Source organism: Sporosarcina sp. P16b (assembly GCF_002743065.1).
In the GTDB taxonomy this organism is placed as follows: domain Bacteria; phylum Bacillota; class Bacilli; order Bacillales_A; family Planococcaceae; genus Sporosarcina.
The window spans coordinates 45307-71385 of the sequence record NZ_PDYO01000013.1; the positions used below are offsets into that span (position 1 = coordinate 45307).

Genomic DNA, 26079 nt, shown 5'->3' on the forward strand with positions numbered 1-26079 from the left:
AATTTCGAGAAAGTGAGGCATTATACATGAAAGCAACGGGTATTGTCCGCAGAATTGATGACTTGGGAAGAGTAGTTATACCAAAAGAAATTAGAAGGACACTTCGCATTCGTGAGGGGGACCCTTTGGAGATATTCACTGATCGAGAAGGGGAAGTCATTTTAAAGAAATATTCACCTATTTCAGAGCTTGGCGAATTTGCGGTAGAATATGCAGAATCACTTTATGAAACGATTGGTACACCTGCACTAATCAGTGACCGCGATGAGATGCTAGCGGTAGCGGGTCTTGCCAAAAAGGACTATATGAACCGACAATTAGCCCCGATATGCGAAGAAATCCTGAACGGCCGATCTACTGTCGTGGAAAAGCATGAGAAGACGGTAGAATGGGTGCCAGGTCAAGTAGAGCAGATTAAGTCTTATTGTATTGTACCAATCATTACAAATGGTGATGCAATCGGTGCGGTCTATTTGCTGTCAAAAGTTCATTTTGTCGGAGAGGTCGAGCAAAAAGCGGCAGAGACGGCAGCCAACTTCCTGTCAAAACAGATGGAAAGCTAAATGGATTTGATATAAATATTAAGTTTTTAATTAAAACTCACAATAGATGTATCTATTGTGAGTTTTTTTGATGTGTAAATTATTATAAATTAAATTGTGCATCTTATTATCAGAATCATGATATGTAAAGGAACATTGTTTAACCCATTAATTGGTAGTCGGGCAATGATTTTACTTGAATATAGTTCCTAATTTGGTCCGTGTGACCAAAACACATGTTACTATTTTCCAACACTTAAAAAGTGAAGTTTTTCACATACTACATCCATACACCTCTTTTTGACATCACTTTTCTTTACGTGAAGCTTTTCACAAAAGCCCTTAGTGAAGGGCTTCACAAGGCATAAATTGAAAAGTGAAAGGTTTCACATACTACGAAAAAGCATAAAAGTCAAAACTTTTTTCGAAAATTTTTTATGTCCTGAAAAACCCTAGGCAAAGGCAATGTAACCGCTTACGAATTTTCAATTTTTGGAGTTAATAGAAAATTGATGCTTGTAATTACTTCGCATTTGCGCTTATAATCACTACCAACACGAATGAACAATAAAAAACCAGACAGGGAGAGCGATATTATGAACAGGAAATACAAATCTTCTTTACACATGCATCAAATTCACAATGGAAAAATGGAAGTGGTTTCGAAAGTGCCACTAGAGAATAAAGAGGATTTGAGTTTGGCGTACTCACCGGGAGTTGCTGAACCCTGTGTGGAAATTGCTCATGATCCATCACTTGCGTATGAATATACAATCAAAGGGAACTTGGTTGCAGTTGTAACAGATGGAACAGCTGTACTAGGTCTTGGAGATATCGGCCCCGAAGCAGCTTTGCCGGTAATGGAAGGGAAAGCTCTATTGCTGAAGCAATTCGCAGGGATTGACGCATTCCCGATTTGTCTGGATACAAAAGATGTAGATGAAATTGTCAATATCGTAAAAGCTATGAGCCCGACATTTGGTGCTGTAAACCTCGAAGATATTTCGGCTCCACGTTGTTTCGAAATTGAACGTAGATTGCGTGAAGAATGTAATATTCCAATCTTCCATGATGATCAGCATGGAACGGCAATTGTAGTAGGTGCAGGTTTACTAAACGCATTAAAAGTAGTAGGAAAAGAAAAAGAAGATGTAAAAATAGTATTAAATGGTGCAGGTGCCGCTGGAGTTGCGATTACGAAATTATTGTTGAGTATGGGCTTCAAAAACATTATTATGTGTGATTCCAAAGGCATTATTTTTGAAGGTCGCGAGAATGCGATGAATGACATTAAGCATGAAATGTCACGCATCACAAACCTAGAAAAAATAGAGGGTTCATTAGAGGCTGCAATGGAGGGTGCTGACGTATTCGTTGGTGTATCTGTTGCGAACTTGCTGACGAAGGAATTGATAGCGCTAATGAATACAGATCCTATCGTATTCGGACTGGCAAATCCAATGCCCGAGTTAAAGCCCGAATTGGCAGATGAGTATGGCGTACGTATTATCGCGACAGGCCGTTCCGATTATCCTAATCAGGTCAACAATGTCTTGGCATTCCCTGGTATCTTCCGTGGAGCACTAGACGTTAGAGCGACAGAGATCAATGAAGAAATGAAACTTGCAGCGACATACGCGATTGCAGATTTGATCAAGGATGAAGATCTACGTGATGATTACATTATTCCGGATCCATTTGATGACCGTATCCCGACGATTGTTGCACATGCAGTAGGAAAAGCAGCGATTCGTACAGGTGTATCTGTTGCGAAGGAATTTGTTTTGCCTACACCCAGATGAAGATGAATAGAGACCCGTCTTCCCTATCACGTATAGGGAAGACGTTTTTTAATTTGTGAAGTGAGTGGTTGAGACGGACGGGGCGTTATTTGACGTTCTGGGTGGACTGTTGGTTATTGGCCCACAGACTAGGAATAAGTGCAGGGTAGCGGTGCTCATAAATTCTTGCAAGCGCTCATAGTTCATGGTTAAGCGCCCTATAGTGTGTAAATTCCGCTCTATCCACATTCAAAAGCGCTCTATCATACTCTATAAGCGATCATACTCGTTTGGTAACCGCTCAATGCGTTTATGAACGTATTTAGATCCCGACCGTAAACGTGTAATTACATGTCGTAAAATTAGGCGGTACCTATAATAAAGTCCTAGATTACCCATAGTTTGTAGCGGATACCTAAATTCGTCTCCTTCTATCTACATGTACTACACAGTTTACCCACGTTCATGGAAAAGTCCGGTTCTATTACGCGCCTAGCGCACACACGCCTGCCTCATTGCGCGCGTATAGTATGATAAAACCAAATGGGGGAGCGAAATGACTTGGCTACTGATTGCAGGCTTTGCAGTTTCATCTAGCATTGACAACTTTGGAGTTGGACTTTCTTATGGTGTACAGCAAGTCCGGATTCCATTTACATCGAATGCACTCATTGCGGCAATTTGTTTTATCTTTAGTTTAATAGGCATTGTCGCCGGTGCGTGGCTGGCTGGAATGTTACCGGGCCTACTACCCGATCTTATAGCATTTGTTGTACTTAGCATGATCGGAATACGTATTATGGTTATGGCCTTTCGTCAACCAAGAAAACATCAAGCAAATGTATTTAGTGAACCGGAAAAAATGGATTTTGACGGATCTTCACATATTAGTATTGGGGAAGCTTTACTGCTTGGTATTGCGCTTTCCGCGAATGCACTAACGAATGGTGTCGGAGCAGGTCTTCTAACATTGTCGCCGATTGCAATCGCATTATCAGCGGCTGTCGGTAGTTATATTACATTGTCTATTGGTGTAGGACTGGGCGCAAGACTGGCAGGCGTGCGGATTGGCAAGATGTCAGTAGGGCAGTTCGGAACATTCATGAGTGGAGTTATTATTTTATTGATTGCGGTCACACGCCTATTCTGACGTGATGAAATGGTATACTAGAAATCATCATCGAATGAAAGAGGCGCGTATATGGCGTTGACTAAATGGAATATGAAGTCGTTTATGAAAGGTGCATCGATTCTAACTATTGCCGCCATCATCGTCAAAGTGCTGAGCGCAGTCTATCGTGTGCCATTTCAAAACTTAGTTGGAGATAAAGGTTTCTATATTTATCAGCAAGTGTATCCGTTTATCGGAATATTTATCGTTTGGACGTCTTCGGGTTTTGCTGTCGCGGTGTCTAAAATGCTTGCAGAAAGCAAAAATCCCGGGGAAGCACGTGGGATTTTACGTGTGTCACTCGCATATCTTCTCGTTTTATCAGTAGGAACCTTTCTATTATTGCGTTCAGGTTCATCTTTCTTTGCTGAACTAATGGGAGATACCGCATTGGCGCCCGTTTTGCAGGCCGGTGCGTACATCGTTCTCGTACTTCCGTTCCTAGCTGTATTGAAGGGCGTCTTTCAATCAGAAGGACAAATGATACCTGTAGCGATTTCTAACGTTTCAGAGCAGTTGTTCAGGGTGATCATCGTACTTGCAGGTACGTGGATTGCGATACGTGCAGGAACATCTCTTTATAAAATAGGTGAAATTACGATGTGGGCGGCGGTTGCAGGAGAAGTGGTAGGTGTTTTGATCCTGACTTGGTTCTTCCTACAGCGGGAAAGTTTGGCGGTAGCTACTGTAAAGCCATGGCAAGTGATGAAAGATTTGACCAAGATTAGCATTGGCGTCAGTGCAAGTTCATTAATTTTACTGGTATTTCAATTGGTGGACTCTTTTACGATCTATAACGCATTAGTCGAGGCAGGGGCAATGAGTGAGACCGCCATGGAAATGAAAGGTGTTTATGATAGGGGACAGCCGCTTGCGCAAATGGGTATTTTGCTAGCATCTACATTGGCGCTAGCACTCGTGCCGTTAATCGCGCACCATGCCACTAAAAATGATGGACGGGGTGCCTTACCGTTCATTGGCTTGACGTTCCGGACATCCATTTTATTCGGTTGGGCAGCGACGATCGGATTGGTTCTTGTACTTCCTTTCGTCAATGAAATGCTATTTCAATCACGAGCAGGCTCTGTTGCGCTAATCATCTTCTGTATACAGATTTTCTGGTTGTCGATTATTTTACCGCTAACAGCAATTCTTCAAGGAAGTGGTAAAGTGCGTGGGCCGTTGCTACTCATGCTGCTTGGAATCGTAATAAAACTATCAACTACACCCTTGATGGTTCGCCAGTATGGAATTGAAGGTGCCGCTGCATCGGGTACTATTTCATTCGCAGTCGTTGCTGTGTTATTGATTCTCTACTTTAAGAGATATTGGAGATTCCCACTAGCTTCGCGACGTTTTTATATCGTGCTGATTATTGCCGGCGTGGCAATGGCGGGGGTATTAATTCCTTGGATGCTTCTAGCCGATTCATGGCTATTTGATGGATTATCCTCACGCACTAGCTCAATGTTCACTGCATTGTCTGCTGTCACAATTGGAGCAATCATATTTCTTTTCGTCATCTTGAAATCACGTATAATGAAAGAAAAAGAGTGGTACTTACTGCCTTTCGGAAAACGATTGGCGACTGCTCAACTATGGCTAACTAAAAATAGAAGGTGAATTATGTGAACAAAATAACTGTTATCGGACTTGGCGCAAGTGATTTAGAGCAATTGTCGCTAGGCACGTACCGATTATTGAAACAAGCGGACCATCTCTATATTCGCACGGAAGAACATCCTGTAATTGCAGAATTGCGTTCGGAAGGGCTAAAGATGGAAAGTTTTGATTCAATCTATGAAGCAAATGATGCATTTGAAGACGTCTATCGGCAAATTGTTGATAAACTTCTCGAACTGAGTACGCATCGGCCGATTACATACGCTGTGCCAGGCCACCCACTCGTAGCGGAACGTACGGTCCAACTATTAATTGAAAAAGAACGTGCAGGTGATATTGAACTTCATATCGCAGGTGGTAGTAGCTTTTTAGATCCGATTTTTACAGCGTTGCGTATTGATCCAATTGAAGGATTTCAGTTGCTGGATGGGACTGACATGAAACGTGACGATGTACGGATGGATCAGCACGTATTAATAGGACAAGTGTATGACGCATTCGTCGCTTCAGATGTGAAATTGTCTTTGATGGAAAAATATCCCGATCATCACGTTGTCACCATTGTTACGTCAGCCGGTTCCCAAGATGAAAAATTAACTGAAATCCCACTGTTTGAGCTTGACCGTACAGTAACATTGAATAATTTGACGACTGTATATGTACCACCGCTACCTGATCACCAACAACGACTAAAAGAGTGGAGTTCGTTCAGGGACATCATCGCAACGTTACGTGGGCCGAATGGCTGCCCTTGGGATCGCGAACAAACGCATGAATCCTTAAAGCGCTATTTAATCGAAGAATCCTTTGAGTTGATCCAGGCCATCGATGAAGAAAATGATGACGCTATTATCGAAGAACTGGGAGATGTTTTACTACAAGTCTTTCTTCATGCACAAATCGGGGAAGACAATGGGTACTTCTCGATGGAAGACGTACTCGAAACTGTAGGGTCCAAAATGATACGTCGTCATCCACACGTATTTGCGCAAACGCAAGCTGATACAACCGAAGAAGTGTTGACGAACTGGCAAGCCATCAAGGAGCAGGAAAAACCTAAACCGCCTACGCTGTTAGAAGGACAAGAACGTTTGGCATCATCCTTGCTGACATCTTATAATTACCAAAAGACTGCAGCCAAAGTGGGGTTTGACTGGCCATCTATAGAAGGGGCTTTCGACAAGTTCCAGGAAGAGTGGCAAGAATTTCAGGAAGAAGTAAAAAGTGGTGGACCTGAGCAACAGCTAGACGAGCTCGGAGACGTATTGTTCACTATAGTCAACATCGCAAGATTCCTGAAGCTCTCACCAGAAGAAGCCATGTGGCATGCCAACGAAAAATTCAAATCCCGTTTTCAGTCCGTAGAGCAATCCGTGAAGCAAGGAAGCGGAAAATTTGAAAGTTATACAGTAGACGAACTAGAAGAATTCTGGCAACAGGCTAAACGAAAGGAAGGAACTAAATGAGACTCGATAAGTTTTTAAAAGTATCACGCTTTATAAAACGCCGAACGCTTGCGAAGCAAGTGGCTGACCAAGGTAGAATTACAATTAATGGAAAAGTAGCCAAAGCATCGTCCGTTGTCAAACCAGGTGATGAACTTTCAATCCGTTTCGGCCAAAAGATCGTTAATGCTACGGTAAATGAGCTGAAGGCGTCAACGAAAAAAGAAGATGCAGCAGGTATGTACACAATCACTAGCGAAGAGCGCTTGGAGAAAGTGGAGCCTGAGTTTGTGGATGACGAGGAGGCAAACTAATTAACCACGAAACAGACTAAAGGGTTTAGAATATAGAATTTGCACCTCAACTTAAAAACGGCTTGTCATGTTTGGCCAAGCCTCTGCATATGATAAGGGGAACGTACTAGAGAAGGGGGACGCATATGCAGATTCAAACAGACAGCTCCATGTATACTATTCCATCAGGAGACCACGTAGTGACGATGCGCAATCGCAAAAGAATGGACCTCACATCCGTGAAAACGATCGACCGCTTTGACCAGGAGGAATTTCTCGTTAGAACATCGCTAGGCGTACTGCAAATCCGTGGGGAGGAACTGCGTATTGTACATCTAGACGTGGACAAGGGCCTGCTAACGCTTGAAGGCACAGTCCAAACACTTCAATATGATGACGAAGAAGCAGGCTCACGCAATTTCCTCCATAAACTATTCGGATGAGCCTATCCGTCCAGTTCTTCAGTCTGTTGGCGATGATCGGGACAGGAATTACTGCTGGAATTGTACTGGATTTATTCGGAACCATTGTCGCCGGGTGCGATAAACGTTCGTTCATTAGAAGGTGGGCATTCTGGTTTGAATGCCTTATCTGGATTATGTTAGGCATTATGTCGTTTTGGGTATTAATGATGGTACGTGACGGGGCATGGAGAATGTATGACCCCGTCGCGCAGGTTAGTGGCCTGTTATTGTATGCAGCCATCTTCCATTATCCTGTGAGATTCGTAGGTAGACTACTGTTACTTGTGGTGCTTAGGCCGATTTGGCTCATCATTCGTCTTGTCTACCTAACGATTCAACGGATTTTCTATGTAATTGTCTCTATTCTGTCATTCATCACATCACCGTTTCTGAGATTAGTAAAGAACATAGGGAAATTCCTTCAAAATAAATGCAGAGTACTATATAATAGAGTGCAATAGTAGAACTACGCCAGAAAGGTGTGTGCGCCATGAAAAAAACACAGAACCCTTCAACAAAGAATGTGACATCAATCGATACAGACTATGTGCGCTCCATGCAAAAAAAAGAAAATTTTAAAAAAGCACAACAAAAACGCTTGCGTAATCGGTTGGCCGTATTTTTTGTCATCGTCTGTGTGGTTGCTGGAAGTTTATTCAATATGAATGCCGGTCAAAAAGAAATCTTGGCAGCCAAACATAAGGAAAAAGCCCAAGCAACGGCTACACTAGAGGATTTGAAAGAACAGCAAGAACAACTGAAAACACAGTTGATTCGATTGGACGATGACGAGTATATTGCTAAACTCGCGCGGAAAGAATACTTTCTTTCAGAGTCCAATGAGATCATTTTTTCAATTCCTGATAAGAAAAAAGAGTCAGAAAAAGACATAAGAAAAGAGTAGTCATGTTGACACTCTTTTTTTGTTGGCTATAATATAAGTAGGAGCCTGTAAAATACAGGCACTGCCAATATGGTTGATAGGCTTACGAGCCGCTTAAAACTTAAGGAGGAGCATTTTTTTTATGTCAATTGAAGTAGGCAGCAAGTTAGAAGGTAAAGTAACCGGGATCACAAATTTTGGGGCATTTGTTGAATTGCCAAGCGGGTCCACAGGATTAGTCCATATTAGTGAAGTAGCTGACAATTATGTCAAAGATATTAATGATCATTTAAAAGTCGGCGATATGGTTGAAGTCAAAGTAATGAATGTGGGATCTGACGGTAAAATCGGTCTTTCCATCCGTAAGGCGAAACCTGAGTCAGAACAACGTCCACAGCGTCCACAACGTCCAACTAGACCTCGTCAAGGAAGCAAACCGAGCTTTGAACGACCAGAGAATTTTGAACAGAAGATGGCAAAGTTCATGAAGGACAGCGAAGAACGTCTAACTACCTTAAAGAGAGCAACAGAGTCCAAGCGTGGCGGTCGTGGAGCCAGAAGAGGATAACTTGCTGACTGTTTCAACTGTAAACTAAAATCAGATGACATCCTACACGTATGTTCCCTATTATGGAGCATGCGTTTTTTTGCGAAGAATTCGGGGTTGAGAGCTAGGCACACTTGATTAATGTTCTGGCTCGTTGTTGGCAAAACAAAACTTAACACCGCCCCTCACGCACCCATAAAAGAATCGTAATCCAAATCGCACTGAATCGACGTTAACCAAAGTTCATATGCGTTCCTCGGATCATTTTTTTCAACAAAAAATCCTCTGCCTAAGCCAGAGGATTTTTTGATTTACTATTATAGCGGCGGAGGGGGTCGAACCCACGACCTTTCGGGTATGAACCGAACGCTCTAGCCAGCTGAGCTACGCCGCCAAGATATTGATGCAATGAAATGAGGTAATTCCATACGCAACGTCTCTTATCATACTAGGCATTTGGAGAAGTGTCAACATACATTTTACTAAAAAATATACATACGGAATACGTCGAAATGTTTTGTGAATATGCCGCCACAAACAGACAAATTTTCTCGTGAACCCCATGTATAGTTTTACGTAAGAGAACATAGGGGGTATGGGAAATGAAGATGATTGACAATATGGAGCGACCAATTTTGCAGATGTTTAGGGCATACTGGCAAGAATTTATGAATCGTAAAGTATACTTGCTAACTGCCTTACTGTTCTTAGTAGGATCATTCTTTCTATCACAAGCAGTAGTATTCGATATGGCAGTACCATTCTTCTTGCCAATCTGGGCATTAGCAAGTATGCGCTACCGTCAACACATGATCTACGTATTTATAGGTGGAATGGCGGGCAGCGCGTTTCTTGGGGTGGGACAAGCTGTCATTCATTTGGCGCAATTATTACTGTTTCATTCAATTATAAAGATTCCAGTCGTGAAAAGGTCTATTCCAATCGCTGTGGCTGGAGGAATGATTATTCCGCAATTAATCTGGCAGCTCGTAAAATACGGCGACGGGATGTTACCTTTAGCGGTTCAGTTGTCAATAGGGTTAGAAGCATTGCTTGCATTGTTTATGACCATTTTCATGTTACTAGCTTTTCCTTCTATAGAAAGAATGCTGTATGGGCCGTGGAATCCCGAGCAGATCAGTGCGATGTGTATTGTGGGAGCGCTTGCAGCCACCGGAATGGGAGGGTTCCAAATCGGTACAGTATCGGTTGCTGGGGTATTCTTGTTTTTAGCGATATTTGTAGCTGCAGTTGTTGGGGGAGTGCCGTTCGCTACAACCGTCGGAATGATTATCGCGTTGATCATAGGTGTATCAGAATTGTCCTTTACGGGCATGATGGCGTTATATGGTATGACTGGTTTGTTGGCGGGTTCACTAAAACGCTTTGGAAAGCTTGGGGTCATCACCGGCAGTGTCTTTGTTTCGCTCTTTTTCCTTCTATATGATGCGACGCTGCCTCTTGATACCGTTCATTTTTCCACAGTTGGCGCCGCAGCTTTACTGTTTATATTGATACCTTCGCGCAAATTAAGTCAAATACGACAAGTTTTATTACCGAAACAAGAAGGAATATCGGAAAAACGACAGCAATGGCTCGCGGATAAACTGGATGGGCAGTTAGAGGAGTTCCAACAGTTTGCTCATTTCATGTCAACGCTCGTGAATGATCGTCTGTCCCCCGAAGAGGAAGTGGCAGCGACAAGTCAAGTACCATCTATTTGTCAATCCTGTTTTCGTTACCGCAAGTGTTGGGAAAGTGAAGAGGACAGTATAGAACCGTTGATTGACGAATGGGAAACCACCTATTCTGCAACGAAGAAAGCAGCTCGTGTACGTGTTGAACAGAAGATGAAATATAAATGTCTACGTTTTAAGGGGTTAATGAATGAATTGGAGGAGAGAGGGGCCAATAAATTATTGATGGGGCAGTTACAGCATGGTCGAAAAATGCTAGCATTGCAATTACGCGATATGAGTACGCATATCGAAAAAGTTATGAGAGAAGTAAAGGAAGATCTGACTACGTATAAGTTGGCTGAAGAAGAGCTTGCGAATCGTTTACAATCACAAGCCATAGAGTTTTTTCAAATAGATATATTATCGGAAGAACGGGGTGCCTGCAGAATTGTGATTTCTGTACCGGAAAAAAAGGCGGATTTTGAAGCGGAAACGACGGTTGGAGAATATTTATTACTGCCCATCTTGGAGCAAATGTACGATGAACCGATGCATATTTCAAAATCGACTTATCAGCCATTCCCGTTCCCACATGTGCAATTGACCTTTAGTTCCGCTGTTCGCTTTTCACTTGATTATGATATCGTCACAACAGCCGGGAAGGGATCGTTCAATGGTGGCGATGCGTATGAGTTATTCAAGATTCACGAAGGCTTGTCGGCTGTATTGTTGTCGGACGGAATGGGACAAGATATCAATGCATACCACGAAAGTAGAAAGGTAATCCGGCTGATGCGGGAATGTCTGGGTCAAAAAATGGATCCGGAAACAGCGATCCACACCTTGCATTATATGATGGCGTTAAATGGACTGGATGATATGTATGCAACGCTCGACTTGGCGTTAATTGATTTACAAGAAGGGCGACTGTGGTCGTGGAAGGCAGGTTCGATGAGTACCTACATTAAAAGAAGTGATGATTGTATCCGGTTAGACAGCAAAACAGTACCATTTGGCTTCTTGCCGTCATTTTCTATAGAGGCGAAAAACGAAAAGCTCAAGTCCGGTGATATCGTCGTTATGATGACGGACGGCATATTTAATGGGGATATACCGCTTGATATTCAAGAAGATGTGATGAATCAAACGATAGAACGTTTTAAAGATATGGATTGCCGGACGATTGCCGATCAAGTAATGATGGAGATGGAACGGGTATTTGAGTCAGTAGAAGATGATCGGACGATTCTCGTAATGAAAGTCGGTCATATTGTACCAAAGTGGGCAAAAGCTAATAAGCAACCTCGAATCATTTCTAGCTAAACAATGGTAGAATAGAGAGAGGAGGGAGATGGATCATGAAAAGTTTGCAGCAGAAGGTATTAAAGTTTATTGACAAGCAAACGTTGATTCCTCCCGGCTCTCGTGTATTGGTCGCGTGTTCGGGTGGTGTGGATTCCATGGCACTGCTTCACTTTCTTGCGACGCATCGGCAATCTCTGGTCATTGAAGTAGCGGCCATCCATGTAGACCACATGTTGCGTGGAGTTGAATCTGCTGAAGATGCGTTTGTTGTGAAGCAACTGTGTGAGGAATTCGGGCTACCCTTTTATTCTGAACAAGTACCTATTCCGGCTATCTTGGAAAGCCAGGGCGGTAATATGCAACAAGTGTGTCGGCAACAGCGTTATGCGTGTTTCGAACAAACGATGAAAAGCGAGGGGTTCACGGTTCTCGCAACGGCCCATCATGCAGATGACCAACTGGAGACGGTGCTGATTCAATTGAGTAAGGGGCAATCATTAAATGGTATACCGATACAACGGACAATTAACTTGGGTAAAGTCATACGTCCACTCCTTCCATTGAGAAAGAACGAATTGTACATGTATGCGTCACATCACGACATCACATTCCGAGAAGATCCAAGTAATCAGCAAGACAATTATTTGCGTAATCGTATGCGACATCACGTGCTACCAGTCTTGATGGACGAAAATCCATCCGTCGCAGTCAACACGGTTCGCCAGACGGAACAACGGCAAGCGGATGAAAGCTTGCTGAATGAGCTTGCGGATCAACATTGGCGTTCGATTGTTACGTATACGCATGAGCAGCTTCCCTCTTTTCAACGGGAGGCATTTCTTGCTATTCCCCACGCTTTACAAAAGCGCGTGATTCAACTACTATTAAAATGTCTAACTAACCCAGCAACAGAGAACGCTGAGTGGCATTTTGCATTAGTGGATGAACTGTTACAGCACATTACGAACTCAGACGGAAACGTCGCAATTGATTTGGTGTATGGCTATCGGTTTATCAGGGAATATGATAAACTGCTAATTACAAAAATGGATATAGATACAACATCCTTTCGTCCAAAAGTACTCGCAAAAGGTACTTGGCATACGTGGGGGAATATTCAGTTTTACTGGCATCATACCAACGCACATATAATAGAAGAATGCTCACCTTCCGATGAAGTCAGGTATTTTCAATTACCTGAGTCGGAACTACCGTTAACTGTACGGCTTCGGATGACTGGAGACAGAATGTTGATCAAAGGAATGTCCGATCCAAAACGTGTGAAGCGGATATTGATTGACGAAAAGATAGGGATCATGCAAAGGCAACAGCAGCCTGTCATTACGACAGCAAGCGGTACTGTATGTGCAGTACCTGGTGTACGGTATAGTGAGATGTTTTCACGCCGCCAACCGGAAGGCGATTCATACATATGGATTACGCGAGAAGGCGAGACAAGATAAAATAGAGGGGGACGGGCCGATGATCGCGCAAGATATCGAGCATGTTTTAATTTCAGAAGAGCAACTAGAGGAGAAAGTTCGAGAACTCGGAGCAACATTAACTGAAGAGTACCGTGAAAAATTCCCATTAGCAGTCGGTGTACTCAAAGGTGCATTACCATTCATGAGTGACTTGATCAAACGCATTGATACGTATATCGAGTTAGATTTCATGGATGTTTCTAGTTATGGGAATGCGACAGTTTCATCAGGTGAAGTGAAAATCATCAAAGATTTGAACACTAGCATAGAAGGTCGCGACGTGTTGATTATTGAAGATATTATTGACAGTGGAAAGACATTGAATTACTTAGTAGAGCTGTTTAAATACAGAAAAGCAAACTCTATCAAGATCGTAACGCTGTTGGATAAGCCGACAGGGCGTAAAGTAGATTTAAAAGCCGATTATGTAGGTTTTGACGTACCGGACGCATTCGTAGTTGGGTACGGCTTGGATTATGCAGAGAAATACCGTAATTTACCGTACATCGGGGTATTGAAGAAGGAAATTTACTCTTTCTGACGAATGTGCAATGAACCGGATTGAAGGCTATTTTCCGTAAGGCATTTCTTTTGTTAAGTAGTGTTAATCTATGCTAAAATTTACAATAGTTTTCTGTTTAGTTTTTGTTGAATGAGATGAGGAGGCTTGGGATGAATCGAATACTTCGATACTTTCTTTTATATGGATTGATCTTCCTAGCAATTATGGGTATTTTCAGTTCGCTTAACAATCCAAATCCGAAGATGAAACCAATTCGGTATGATGAATTCGTCACAGCGCTGGAACAAGGAAAAGTCGAAAAAGCAACTTTTCAACCATTACAGCTTGTGTATGAAGTAAAAGGGGAAATGGCCGGCTACGAAAAAGGTGAAACTTTCGTAACGAACATTCCAGAAAATGATATGGACAGTATCGGTGAAATTGTCAAAACGACAAGTACTGAGATTGAAATCCTACCGCCAAAAGAAACAAGCGCGTGGGTATCGTTCTTTACAGGACTCGTACCATTCATAATTATTATTATCCTTTTCTTCTTCTTACTGAACCAATCACAAGGCGGCGGTGGCGGCAAGGTGATGAACTTCGGGAAAAGTAAAGCGAAACTGCAAACGGACGATCGGAAGAAAGTACGTTTCAATGATGTTGCAGGTGCAGATGAGGAAAAAGCTGAGCTTGAAGAAGTCGTGGACTTCTTGAAAGATGCTAGTAAGTTTGTGGAGTTAGGTGCACGGATTCCAAAAGGGATCTTGCTAGTAGGACCTCCAGGTACAGGTAAAACATTGCTTGCACGTGCAGTAGCGGGTGAATCAGGCGTACCATTCTTCTCGATTTCAGGTTCTGACTTCGTTGAGATGTTCGTAGGTGTAGGTGCTTCTCGAGTGCGCGATTTATTTGAGAATGCCAAGAAAAACTCACCATGTATTATTTTTATTGATGAAATTGATGCAGTTGGACGTCAGCGTGGAGCCGGCTTAGGCGGCGGTCACGATGAGCGTGAACAAACATTGAACCAATTGCTAGTAGAAATGGATGGATTTGAAGGAAACGAAGGAATTATTATCGTTGCCGCTACAAACCGTCCGGATATTTTGGACCCGGCACTTCTTCGTCCGGGACGTTTTGACCGTCAAATTACGGTTGGCCGTCCTGATGTTAAAGGAAGAGAAGCTGTGTTGAAAGTTCACGCACGAAACAAACCACTTGATGATACAGTCGATATGAAAGCTCTTGCTCAACGTACTCCAGGATTCTCTGGTGCAGATCTTGAGAACTTATTGAATGAAGCGGCTCTTGTGGCGGCGAGAAGAGATAAAAAGAAAATCGATATGTCTGACATTGATGAAGCGACGGATCGTGTGATTGCAGGTCCTGCGAAAACAAATCGTGTCATCTCGAAAAAAGAACGAAATATCGTTGCGTTCCACGAAGCGGGTCACGTAGTTGTGGGCTTAATGCTTGACGATGCGGAAATCGTCCATAAAGTAACGATTGTTCCTCGTGGGCAAGCTGGCGGATACGCAGTTATGCTTCCGAAAGAAGACCGCTACTTCATGACAAAACCTGAACTCCTCGACAAAATTGCGGGTCTTCTAGGTGGACGCGTAGCAGAAGAAATTGTACTTGGTGATGTATCAACCGGTGCACATAACGACTTCCAGCGTGCTACAGGTATTGCGCGTTCGATGGTTACAGAATATGGAATGAGTGATAAAATCGGTCCGATGCAGTTCGGGCAGACGCAAGGCAGCCAAGTATTCCTTGGACGTGACTTTAACTCTGAACAAAACTATTCTGAAGCGATCGCATACGAGATTGATTCTGAAATGCAAATAATTATCAAAGAACAATACGAACGCACAAGACAAATTTTGACTGAAAACCGAGAGTTGCTTAATCTGATTGCAACCACTTTATTGGATGTCGAAACGTTGGATGCGGAACAAATCAATCACTTGAAGGATCACGGTACTTTACCTGATCGTCCTTACGACAACAACGATGATGACAAGAAAATTGTAGAAAACTCCCCTGCGGAAACTACAACCCCGGATAGCACGGGTGCGCCATCTGACCCGTCAATCGGTGACTTGCCACGTGAAGGTGGAGCGGTAGATAAGACATTGCCGTCTATTGATGAAGAACGTAGAGACTAAGCGAACCCAACAGCCGACTGTATACAGTCGGCTGTTTTCTTATGAGGGGGAAACGTGTTCAGTACGCATTCACAGTATCTCGATGTGAAATTATGATATGATGTACGGGAAAAAGTCAAAGTAAGAGGGGACAACGACTATGTTATTAGTATTAGATACAGGCAATACGAATATTGTGTTAGGTGTATATGAAGGGGATCAACTAAAGCACCACTGGCGTATGGAAACCTACCGACATAAAACAGAAGACGAATACGCCATGCAAGTAAAGGCAATGTTCCAACACGTGGGGATTTCATTCGCTGACATCACGGGCATTATTATTTCATCCGTAGTGCCGCCTGTTATGTTCCCGTTAGAGCAAATGTGTAAAAAGTACTTTAATCAAAAGCCGATGGTCGTTGGACCTGGCGTGAAAACAGGATTAAATATCAAATATGAAAATCCTCGAGAAGTCGGTGCAGACCGGATTGTCAATGCGGTGGCAGCGATTCGCGAATACGGGAGCCCGCTTATTATCGTAGACTTTGGAACAGCTACCACGTATTGCTATGTGAATGAACATGGCGAATACATGGGTGGCTCCATCGCTCCCGGCATTAAAATCTCTATGGAAGCATTGTTTGATCGTGCCTCTAAACTACCGCGCGTTCAACTCGCACGGCCGGAGCATGTAGTAGGTAAGAACACCGTTGCTGCTATGCAGTCGGGTATTATTTTTGGTTACGTTGGACAGGTTGAAGGAATAGTCAATCGTATAAAAGAAGATTGTGCAGTCGAACCTACTGTAATCGCGACAGGTGGAATGGCAGAATTAATTGCATCTGAAACCGAAGTGATTGATATTGTAGATGACTTCCTGACGCTAAAAGGATTACATCTGATTTATGAAAGAAACTTGTAAGGAGAGAATAAAATGACAACAGATTACTTAGTAAAAGCATTGGCATTTGAAGGACAAATTCGTGCGTATGCGGTGCGTTCAACAGAAACGGTCGGAGAGGTACAAAAGCGTCATCAAATGTGGCCGACAGCGACTGCTGCCTTAGGACGAACGATTTCAGCGTCAGTCATGATGGGTGCTATGTTAAAAGGCGATGATAGCATTACGGTAAAAATTCAGGGCGATGGTCCACTTGGTCCAATTGTCGTGGATGCTAATGCTAGAGGGGAAGTTCGTGGTTATGTAACGAATCCGCAAACGCACTTGCCGCTAAATGAACAAGGTAAATTAGACGTTCGTGGAGCAGTTGGTACGGAAGGTATGCTGTCGATCGTAAAAGATCTAGGGTTGAAAGATTACTTTACGGGGCAAGTACCGATTATTTCCGGGGAAATTGCCGAAGACTTCACCCAGTACATGGTAGTATCTGAACAAGTGCCATCTGCTGTGGCGTTAGGCGTACTCGTTAATCCAGATAACACGGTTAAAGCATCAGGTGGCTTTATTCTGCAAGTAATGCCGGGTGCTACGGAAGAGACGATTGAATTGCTAGAAGGAAGAATCGCGAACATGACAGCGATTTCTACTATGATTGACAACGGATTGACACCTGAAGGAATCCTGGAAGAAGTACTAGGCCAGGAACATGTGGAATTCCTCTCTAGAATCGACGTGAAGTTTGATTGTGATTGTTCCAAGGAACGTTTTAGTGAAGCTATTAAAGGACTTGGAGCTGTAGAAATTCAAGCGATGATCGATGAAGATCATGGTGCGGAAGCGCAATGCCACTTCTGTTTGGAGAAGTATCAATTCTCTGAGCAAGAGCTTCGTGAATTACTTTGATTTTACTCTAAACTACTCACCCGTTGCCGAAAGTGTATTGCGGTAGCGGGTAATTTACTAATTTACATGAACTTATATAATCAATTTAGAAAGCGCTATCAGCATCCGCGCAAAGGATACCGCCTTGCGGGCATAACGACATCAGGCTTGCAGATCAACCTGTTTAGCGGGGGAATTGAAAAACCATAATCTTCCGAATGATTATATTGACAAGTAAAATAGAAGGTAGTAATATTAAGTCAATAAAACATATTAAAATACTTGGTATTGGGAGCGGATGACAAATGAGTAGAGTGGGAAATTCAGTTATTGATTTGGTAGGTAACACACCGTTAGTAAAATTAAATCGTTTGACAGGTGCAGATGATGCAGATGTGTATTTGAAACTTGAATTCTTCAATCCCGGCTCAAGCGTCAAGGATCGTATTGCGCTTGCCATGATCGAGGCGGCAGAAAAAAGCGGTGATCTAAAAGAAAATAGTACAATCATCGAACCGACTAGTGGCAATACAGGAATTGGGCTTGCTATGATTGCGGCAGCGAAAGGGTATAAATCTGTACTTGTCATGCCAGACACCATGAGCTTAGAGCGACGTAACTTACTTCGCGCATACGGAGCGGATTTAGTATTGACCCCCGGAGCTGAAGGAATGAAGGGTGCAATCTCGAAAGCCGAGCAATTAGCAGAAGAAAACGGCTGGTTCCTACCGCAGCAGTTCAATAATGAAGCAAACCCAGAAGTTCACCGTCTGACAACGGGACCCGAAATCGCGAATGCCTTGGATCAAGTAGATGCATTTATCTCGGGAATCGGAACGGGCGGTACAATTACAGGAGCAGGCGGCGTGCTAAAAGAGCGTTTCCCTGGAATTAATATCGTAGCGGTAGAGCCGGAAGATTCAGCGATATTATCTGGCGGTAAGCCAGGACCACATAAAATACAAGGTATCGGTGCGGGATTCGTGCCGGAAGTATTGGATACAGAAATCTATGATGAGATTATCAAAGTTTCCAATGATGACGCATATACGTTTGCGCGTCGTGCGGCTCGTGAAGAAGGTATCCTTGGAGGAGTATCTTCAGGCGCGGCGATTGCAGCTGCGTTGCAAGTGGCGAAGAAGCTAGGCAAAGGCAAAACGGTAGTAGCGATCATTCCATCTAACGGAGAGCGTTACTTGAGCACACCTCTTTATCAGTTTGATGAAGAGTAAGAGGTAAGTATCGTAGGAGCCGTTTGCTAGCGTCGCAGTGATTCCGATGACGTAATTTTATCTTTTCTGCATATGAAACTGTCGCTAGAAGTAGTAAGTTGCTTCTAGCGACAGTTTCTTTTTATATCCAGTAAAAAAACTGCGCAATCGTCAGGCTGTTATCAGTGGGTGAAATTCTGTATAATTGAGACGAACCAATCTAGTTATACATAGAATAGAGGGGACTCACTGTGAATAAAAAGTGGAGCATACTAGCGTCAGTTTTAATTGTGATTGTCATGGGCACGATAATTTTCCTATTAAAACAGGAAATTAAGGAGGAGACGGGCGGCCTTCCTGGTTACGAGGATTTGAATATGGAAAGCTTGCCGAAAGATGTGGTTGATCGTTTACCAGAAGATTGGCAAACTACCACGGACACGAATAAGTCTGGACTGGCTAAAGGAGATTTGGCTCCGGACTTCGAATTAACTACACTTTCAGGTGACACAGTCAAATTGTCCGATTACCGTGGCAAGACGGTCATGTTGAATTTCTGGGCATCGTGGTGTCCGCCATGTCGATCGGAAATGCCGCATATGGAAAATTACTATACAGACAATAAAGAGTCCGACAACATGGAAATACTCGCGGTCAATATGACGAAAACTGAGAAGAATAAGGTAAAGAGTGCGAAAGAATTCGTCGATGAATATAAATTAACGTTTCCAATTTTATTGGATAAGGACAGCGAAGTAATGAAAATGTATCAGATAAAAGTCTATCCGACTTCGTATATTATCAATAAAGATGGTGTAATCACGGATAAAGTGATGCTGCCGTTGGATGATACGATGATCAAACAGTTAATTGAGGAAGGTAACGCGGAGTAAATACTAGAGACGCAGGGGGAACTAGCATGAATACAGTAGCCTATCAGACAGCTTCAATGACAAAAGACGAGTTCTTTTATGCCTATCGCCAACTTGCAACAGGGATAGACCGGCATGTTTTATTGGAGAGTGGTCGTGGCGGGGAGATGTGTGTGGCAGGACTTGATCCGCTTGTGACGTTCAATGCAACCAAAACAGGTCTACGTTTAGAATGGCGCGATGGCAAAGAAGAATTGCTGACGGGAGAAGATCCGCTAGTTTTGTTGAATGACTTTATGGCGAAATATAACCTAGAGCATCAGAAAGATTTACCTGCCTTTCAAGGGGGGGCAATTGGGATGGTCAGTTACGATTATGTCAGACGCTATGAGGCTCTACCGCTTCTCGCGATGGTCGACTTGACGACGCCTGACGTATTCTTTTATCTTTTTGATCAATGGGCTGTGTTCGATATAGAAAAAGAAGACGTCTACTTTATGGCATTGCCTGAAAAACGGCACGCACTGGACAGTATGGTAAAGGAATGGACCGAAGCATCACAAACAGGTCTGCTGAATCGTCAATTTACTACTGGACAAGCAATAGACGTGGACGTTACAGAAGAAGATTTACAAGTTTCTGTAACAGGAGAACAGTTCGAGCAAATGGTGCGCGATGTACAGCAATTCATTGAGAACGGAGATGTCGTGCAAGTAAATTTGTCTGTACGACAGTCAAAACCGCTCGTCGCACCATCTTTATTGATGTATGAAGCATTACGCTCGTTCAATCCCTCACCCTATATGGCCTATATGGCGGCACCGAATTTTGAAGTAGTCTCCGGTTCGCCTGAATTATTGTTGAAAAAGCGCGGTACTGAATTGAGCACGCGACCAATTGGCGGTACACGAAAGCGTGGGATGACGGAAGCAGAAGACCTTGCCTTGCAGGAAGAGTTGATATCGAACACAAAGGAGATAGGTGAGCACAAGATGCTTGTCGATCTCGAATGCGCGGACTTTGAAGGCATCTGTCAGGAAGGTACAGTAGAAGTGGATGAATTCATGGTCGTCGAAAAGTATTCGCACGTCATGCATTTGGTATCGAATGTTCGTGGTACTGCATCCTCTGAAGATCTGGCATCTATTGTGCATGGAGTATTCCCTGGCGGCTCCATTACGGGAGATCCTAAATTGCGTACGATGGAAATCATTGAGGAGCTAGAGCCGACTCGTAGAGGGCTCTACACTGGATCGATGGGTTGGATAGGCTTCAACAGAGACATGGAATTGAATATCACCATTCGTACAGCATTCATTCAAGAGGGCATCATGCATATCCAAGCGGGAGCTGGTTTAGTACCCGATTCGGATCCTGCTGCTGAATATCAAGAGTCTCTTAATAAAGCGAAAGCGCTATGGCAAGCGAAAGAAATGGCTGAGTTGGCGATTCGTGATGAAAGTGAGCAACTGTATTGATTTGCTGGATGAACGGTAAGCGAGTAGTCACGGAAGAACTGCTTATATCACCTTTTGATCATGGATTTCTTTACGGGCTGGGTTTTTTCGAGACATTCCGTACGTATGGCGGAGAAGTATTCCTCTACAAATCGCATATGATTCGCTTGCGGTCGGCATTGGCCGATTTCCGTATTAAAATGCCATATAGTGATGAAGAGATTCTATCAGCTATACATTCTTTGTATAAAGAAAATGGTTGTGTAGATGGCTATTATCGTTTGAACGTATCGGCGGGTGTGCATGATATCGGGCTCGCACCTACACAATATGAACAAGCTAATGTACTAATCTTCCAAAAGGTACTTATTCTACCGCCTGCACATACGGAGAAAGATGGCGTCTGGCTTGCGACAACGCGTAATGAACCGGAAAGTGTCGTTCGTCATAAGTCACACCAGTATGCAAATAATGTAAAAGGGCGTCTGGAATTACCTTCATTGAAAGAAACAGAAGGTCTATTTGTTACTTCGGACGGCTATGTGGCAGAAGGTATTACATCGAATGTATTTTGGGTAAAACAAGGCGAGTTGTATACACCTTCTTTGGAGACGGGGATCTTACCTGGTACGACGCGTGCGTTTGTCATCGAAATGGCTGGAGAACTAGGGTTGCCTATCAACGAAGGGTTATATATGCAGGAAGCGCTTGAATCAGCGGAAGAAGTATTTATTACCAACGCGATCCAGGAGCTAGTGCCAATTCGTCAGGTAGGAGAAGTGGTGTTTTCTGGCAAGGAAGGACCGATTTATCAACGATTGCATGCGAGTTATCAAGAGGCAATCAATCGAATGAAAGTGAGTGGCCAGTAATGGAATTATCAAAAGCACGTGCATCTTATAAATTGGGTGGGACGACGATTAATTTTAGCGAAGAAACAGTGATTATGGGGATATTGAATGTCACACCGGATTCATTTTCGGATGGTGGAAAATATGGTCAGCAAAACCTGGCGCTTGAACATGCGCGGACAATGCTTGCGGACGGTGCGAAAATCATTGACGTCGGTGGAGAGTCCACTCGTCCAGGGTACACGCCTATTTCAGTTGAAGAGGAAATAAATCGTGTTGTACCAGTCATCGAAGTACTCGCGAGGGAACTCGGCTGTGTATTATCAATCGACACGTCAAAAGCAGCTGTGGCGGAAGCGGCAATTATAGCGGGCGCAAGTATAATTAATGATGTGTGGGGCGCGAAGCGGGAACCGGAGATCGCGGAAGTGGCGGCGCGCTATGGTGTGCCTATCATTTTGATGCACAACCGTGAAAATCGTGATTACCAGCTACCGTTCATGGGGGCTATTATAGAAGATTTGCAGGAGAGTATCGATATTGCAAAGCGGGCTGGAGTTAATGAAGAGATGATTTGGCTGGATCCAGGCATCGGTTTCGCGAAAGATCTCGAGCAGAATATATTAGCAATGCAAGGGTTGTCTTCGATTGCGGAACTCGGATATCCGGTTTTACTCGGTACGTCTCGTAAAGGCATGATCGGTAAAGTGCTTGATCTACCAGTGGAAGAACGTATGGAGGGTACGGGTGCAACGGTTTGTTACGGTATTGAGCATGGCGCACATATTATGCGTGTTCATGATGTGAAGGAAATTTCACGGATGGTCAAGATGATGGATGTATTGACTAAGAAAGCAGCATACACTGGGTAAGCGATAAAATGGAGGGATTTCATGGATTATATTCATTTGAATGATATGGAGTTTTACGGTTACCACGGCGCATTGCCTGAAGAGAATAAACTCGGACAACGTTTTCGGCTGACAGTTTCATTGGCTACGGATCTTGCGGAGGCCGGACAGACGGATGATTTATCGAAAACAATGAATTACGCAGAAGTGTATGAGATGTGTAAGAACATCGTGGAAGGTGAAGCGGTTCATCTGATCGAGACGGTGGCTGAAACAGTGGCCGGGACGATCATGACAGACTTTGCAGAAAAGGTAAACGGTGTACGAGTCTTGCTTATAAAACCGGATCCACCGATTCGTGGACATTATTCATCCGTTTCCGTGGAAATCACGAGGGGGCGTTTCTCCTGAATAACGCCTATTTGTCACTGGGATCGAATATAGGCAATCGCCTTGAACATTTACAGCAAGCTGTGCAGTTGTTAAATGAACATCCTTCTATTAATGTGTCAATAGTTTCTTCCGTATACGAAACCGATCCAGTCGGACTAACGGAACAAGCGAAGTTTTTGAATATCGTGGTAAAGCTCAGCACGACATTAGAAGCAACGGAATTATTGAGTGTGTGCCAGTCTATTGAAAATAAGCTTGGTAGAATGCGTAAAATACGTTGGGGCCCCCGAACAGTAGACCTGGATATCTTGCTTTATAACGAGAGTCACATCCAATTAGAGAATTTGATCATTCCGCATATATGTATGCAAGAGCGTGCATTCGTGCTCGTTCCGCTAGTTGAGATTAATAAGGATGTAAAGAATCCTATAACAGGAACTCTTTATCGTGAAGAACTGGCGATAAAAGAAGACGGGATAAATCTTTGGAAAAAGATTGGACGAGTCGAAGAGTTTTTACGACAAGATTGAACATTGAATGGCCAAACTGCTCTATAATAGGGCAGTTTTTTCTATACAATGGAACGAGATGACTGTTTGTCCTTTTGTTAGGCCTGAAATTTGTGTACAATAGTTGCAGACGACTGATTCCGAGGATAGGGACGGTCAAAGTATGAAGGAGTGAAAGGAAATGTCCAATATGGATGAAATGAATGATCAGCTTTTGGTGAGACGCCAGAAGATGAACGATATACGTGAAGATGGTTTAGATCCGTTCGGTCAGCGTTTTGAACGCACACACCTGACAAGCGAGATACGCTCTACATATGAAGGGCAGTCAAAAGAGGATTTAGAAGAAAACGAGCAGGAGGTAACTATTGCTGGTCGCATCATGACAAAGCGTGGAAAAGGTAAAGCTGGGTTTGCTCACATTCAAGATCTTGGTGGTCAAATTCAGATTTACGTACGTTTGGACGCTATCGGTGAAGAGGCTTATAAGCTATTTACTTCTGCAGACCTTGGGGACATTGTCGGTGTCCAAGGTATTATCTTCAAAACAAAAGTAGGAGAACTTTCTATTAAAGCAACAAAGTTTACGTTCTTAACGAAAGCGTTGCGTCCGTTGCCTGAGAAATTCCATGGTCTACAAGACGTAGAACAACGCTATCGTCAGCGCTACTTGGATTTAATATCGACAGAAGGTAGCAAAGAAACATTCATTATGCGCAGCCGGATCATTCAATCGATGCGTCATTACTTGGATGGACAAGGCTTCCTTGAAGTAGAAACACCTATGCTTCACGCAATAGCGGGGGGAGCAGCGGCTCGCCCATTCGTTACACATCACAATACACTCGATATGACATTGTATATGCGAATCGCTATCGAATTACATTTAAAGCGCCTGATCGTTGGAGGTCTTGAGAAAGTATATGAGATTGGGCGTGTATTCCGTAATGAAGGAATGTCCACACGTCACAACCCTGAATTCACAATGATCGAGTTATATGAAGCCTATGCGGATTACAACGACATTATGGAATTAACAGAAAATCTTGTAGCGCATATCGCTCAAGAAGTACTGGGTACGACTACTATCCAGTACGGTGAAGATCAAATCGAATTAGCACCGCGCTGGAAGCGACTTCACATGGCAGACGCAGTCAAAGAGTTTACAGGCGTAGACTTCTGGCAGCAACTGACGAAAGAACAAGCGCATGAACTAGCAAAAGAGCATAACGTACAAGTAACTCCTTCTATGGAAGTAGGTCATGTACTGAATGAATTCTTCGAGCAGAAAGTAGAAGAAGAACTTGTCCAGCCAACATTCATCTATGGACATCCAGTAGAAGTATCGCCGCTTGCAAAGAAGAATCCGGAAGATCCGAGATACACAGATCGTTTCGAACTATTTATTGTACGCCGTGAACACGCGAATGCCTTCACGGAGTTGAATGATCCAATTGATCAGCGCGAACGCTTTGAATCGCAGTTGGTGGAAAAAGAACAAGGAAACGATGAAGCGCATGAAATGGATGAAGATTTCATTACGGCATTGGAATACGGACTACCACCAACAGGTGGACTCGGCATCGGAATCGACCGCCTCGTCATGTTGTTGACGAACTCGCAATCAATCCGTGACGTGCTACTATTCCCTCAAATGCGTCCTAAAGACTGATATGACAGCTCCAATAGCAATATTGGAGCTGTTTTTTTATTGCCGAAATACATTGTTTTAATAGAATGTAAAAGAAAATCAAAAAAGATTTAAGAAAACAGTTGCATCTTTTGAAAACGGGTGGTATATTTATGAAGTTGCTTTTGAAGTTAGCGACTTAGCGAAAAACATAACGAAAAAGTTTTTTACTAAAAGTGTTGACAACAAAACGATGAGATGTTATTATTAAAAAGTTGTCTCTTACGAGAGGCCAACCGAATGAACCTTGAAAACTGAACAGCAAAACGTTAACGAAATACAGTTTGTGCACCTAACGGTGACACAAACAAAATGAGTATCTTAATTGATGCCAGCAAATGAAACTCGAGCTAATCGATTTTTCATGTAACTGGTTGACGAGATGTTGTGGAGTGCTAGGAGATGAAGGAGAGAAGGAGGGAGCGTACTCAGGTACGTGACCGACTGATCGATTGAAATCGACGACGTAATTCGCTGCAGATTGTCTGTCAGTCTTATGGAGAGTTTGATCCTGGCTCAGGACGAACGCTGGCGGCATGCCTAATACATGCAAGTCGAGCGAACTGTTGGAAGCTTGCTTCCTTCAG

At 43.3% G+C, this 26079-nt stretch carries 24 protein-coding genes, 1 tRNA gene and 1 rRNA gene; 25 read left to right on the forward strand and 1 reads right to left on the reverse strand.

Annotated elements, in window-relative coordinates; translation table 11 throughout:
• Positions 1–26: 26 nt before the first annotated feature.
• The 10 genes from spoVT (at position 27) to CSV77_RS13065 (ending at position 8770) form a co-directional block, all read left to right on the forward strand.
• Positions 27–563, forward strand: coding sequence for a stage V sporulation protein T (spoVT, locus tag CSV77_RS13020; RefSeq protein ID WP_099673740.1), 537 nt, complete (start codon positions 27–29; stop codon positions 561–563).
• A 575-nt stretch (positions 564–1138) separates the two neighbouring features.
• The gene (locus CSV77_RS13025) at positions 1139–2344 is read left to right on the forward strand and encodes an NAD(P)-dependent malic enzyme (protein WP_099673741.1); all 1206 of its coding nucleotides are present in this window, start codon (positions 1139–1141) and stop codon (positions 2342–2344) included.
• A gap of 535 nt (positions 2345–2879) precedes the next feature.
• Positions 2880–3473, forward strand: coding sequence for a sporulation membrane protein YtaF (ytaF, locus tag CSV77_RS13030; protein ID WP_099673742.1), 594 nt, complete (start codon positions 2880–2882; stop codon positions 3471–3473).
• A 51-nt stretch (positions 3474–3524) separates the two neighbouring features.
• Positions 3525–5117, forward strand: a complete 1593-nt coding sequence (locus CSV77_RS13035; RefSeq protein WP_099673743.1) for a putative polysaccharide biosynthesis protein — start codon at positions 3525–3527, stop codon at positions 5115–5117.
• Between the two features lie 5 nt (positions 5118–5122).
• A complete protein-coding gene (yabN, locus tag CSV77_RS13040) occupies positions 5123–6583 on the forward strand; it encodes a bifunctional methyltransferase/pyrophosphohydrolase YabN (protein ID WP_099673744.1) in 1461 nt (486 codons plus the stop codon).
• Positions 6580–6876 carry an RNA-binding S4 domain-containing protein gene (locus tag CSV77_RS13045; protein ID WP_099632534.1) on the forward strand — a complete coding sequence of 99 codons (297 nt, stop codon included), beginning with the start codon at positions 6580–6582 and terminating at the stop codon, positions 6874–6876. Before yabN ends, CSV77_RS13045 begins: the two co-directional genes overlap by 4 nt.
• Before the next feature lie 125 nt (positions 6877–7001).
• Positions 7002–7298, forward strand: a complete 297-nt coding sequence (gene yabP / locus CSV77_RS13050) for a sporulation protein YabP (protein WP_029054884.1) — start codon at positions 7002–7004, stop codon at positions 7296–7298.
• The gene (yabQ, locus tag CSV77_RS13055) at positions 7295–7780 is read left to right on the forward strand and encodes a spore cortex biosynthesis protein YabQ (protein WP_099673745.1); all 486 of its coding nucleotides are present in this window, start codon (positions 7295–7297) and stop codon (positions 7778–7780) included. Before yabP ends, yabQ begins: the two co-directional genes overlap by 4 nt.
• Before the next feature lie 29 nt (positions 7781–7809).
• Entirely contained in the window at positions 7810–8223 is a 414-nt protein-coding gene (locus CSV77_RS13060; protein WP_099632536.1) for an FtsB family cell division protein, read from the forward strand.
• 121 nt (positions 8224–8344) lie between these two features.
• On the forward strand, positions 8345–8770 hold the full coding sequence (locus CSV77_RS13065; RefSeq protein WP_029054887.1) for a S1 domain-containing RNA-binding protein: 426 nt from the start codon (positions 8345–8347) through the stop codon (positions 8768–8770).
• Between the two features lie 299 nt (positions 8771–9069).
• Here the strand turns inward: CSV77_RS13065 and CSV77_RS13070 are convergent.
• Positions 9070–9143 (reverse strand) — tRNA-Met (locus CSV77_RS13070).
• Between the two features lie 208 nt (positions 9144–9351).
• On the opposite strand from CSV77_RS13070, the gene CSV77_RS13075 reads away from it, so the two are divergent.
• From CSV77_RS13075 to CSV77_RS13145, 15 genes are all read left to right on the forward strand, one after another.
• Entirely contained in the window at positions 9352–11751 is a 2400-nt protein-coding gene (locus CSV77_RS13075; RefSeq protein WP_099632537.1) for a SpoIIE family protein phosphatase, read from the forward strand.
• Positions 11752–11786: 35 nt separating this feature from the next.
• Positions 11787–13196, forward strand: coding sequence for a tRNA lysidine(34) synthetase TilS (tilS, locus tag CSV77_RS13080; RefSeq protein WP_099673746.1), 1410 nt, complete (start codon positions 11787–11789; stop codon positions 13194–13196).
• 19 nt (positions 13197–13215) lie between these two features.
• Positions 13216–13758 (forward strand): hypoxanthine phosphoribosyltransferase, encoded by a 543-nt coding sequence (hpt, locus tag CSV77_RS13085; RefSeq protein WP_085132333.1) that lies wholly within the window; start codon positions 13216–13218, stop codon positions 13756–13758.
• Positions 13759–13889: 131 nt separating this feature from the next.
• Positions 13890–15893 carry an ATP-dependent zinc metalloprotease FtsH gene (gene ftsH / locus CSV77_RS13090; protein ID WP_099637360.1) on the forward strand — a complete coding sequence of 668 codons (2004 nt, stop codon included), beginning with the start codon at positions 13890–13892 and terminating at the stop codon, positions 15891–15893.
• Positions 15894–16032: 139 nt separating this feature from the next.
• Positions 16033–16797: a type III pantothenate kinase gene (locus tag CSV77_RS13095; protein ID WP_099632540.1), complete on the forward strand. Its 765-nt coding sequence runs from the start codon at positions 16033–16035 to the stop codon at positions 16795–16797.
• 12 nt (positions 16798–16809) lie between these two features.
• The gene (gene hslO, locus CSV77_RS13100; RefSeq protein WP_099632541.1) at positions 16810–17679 is read left to right on the forward strand and encodes an Hsp33 family molecular chaperone HslO; all 870 of its coding nucleotides are present in this window, start codon (positions 16810–16812) and stop codon (positions 17677–17679) included.
• Between the two features lie 284 nt (positions 17680–17963).
• Positions 17964–18890, forward strand: a complete 927-nt coding sequence (gene cysK, locus CSV77_RS13105) for a cysteine synthase A (RefSeq protein WP_099632542.1) — start codon at positions 17964–17966, stop codon at positions 18888–18890.
• 230 nt (positions 18891–19120) lie between these two features.
• Positions 19121–19762 carry a peroxiredoxin family protein gene (locus CSV77_RS13110; protein WP_099673747.1) on the forward strand — a complete coding sequence of 214 codons (642 nt, stop codon included), beginning with the start codon at positions 19121–19123 and terminating at the stop codon, positions 19760–19762.
• A 26-nt stretch (positions 19763–19788) separates the two neighbouring features.
• Positions 19789–21219 carry an anthranilate synthase component I family protein gene (locus tag CSV77_RS13115; protein WP_099673748.1) on the forward strand — a complete coding sequence of 477 codons (1431 nt, stop codon included), beginning with the start codon at positions 19789–19791 and terminating at the stop codon, positions 21217–21219.
• Entirely contained in the window at positions 21216–22070 is an 855-nt protein-coding gene (pabC, locus tag CSV77_RS13120; protein WP_099673749.1) for an aminodeoxychorismate lyase, read from the forward strand. Before CSV77_RS13115 ends, pabC begins: the two co-directional genes overlap by 4 nt.
• Positions 22070–22921 carry a dihydropteroate synthase gene (folP, locus tag CSV77_RS13125; protein ID WP_099673750.1) on the forward strand — a complete coding sequence of 284 codons (852 nt, stop codon included), beginning with the start codon at positions 22070–22072 and terminating at the stop codon, positions 22919–22921. The genes pabC and folP overlap by 1 nt, the downstream gene beginning before the upstream one ends.
• A 21-nt stretch (positions 22922–22942) precedes the next feature.
• Complete coding sequence (gene folB / locus CSV77_RS13130) at positions 22943–23311, forward strand: dihydroneopterin aldolase (protein ID WP_099671486.1); 369 nt, start codon at positions 22943–22945, stop codon at positions 23309–23311.
• A complete protein-coding gene (gene folK, locus CSV77_RS13135) occupies positions 23308–23823 on the forward strand; it encodes a 2-amino-4-hydroxy-6-hydroxymethyldihydropteridine diphosphokinase (protein ID WP_144034679.1) in 516 nt (171 codons plus the stop codon). Before folB ends, folK begins: the two co-directional genes overlap by 4 nt.
• 160 nt (positions 23824–23983) lie before the next feature.
• Positions 23984–25474, forward strand: a complete 1491-nt coding sequence (lysS, locus tag CSV77_RS13140; RefSeq protein WP_099632548.1) for a lysine--tRNA ligase — start codon at positions 23984–23986, stop codon at positions 25472–25474.
• Positions 25475–25985: 511 nt separating this feature from the next.
• Positions 25986–26079 (forward strand): 16S ribosomal RNA (locus CSV77_RS13145); the annotation flags it as partial.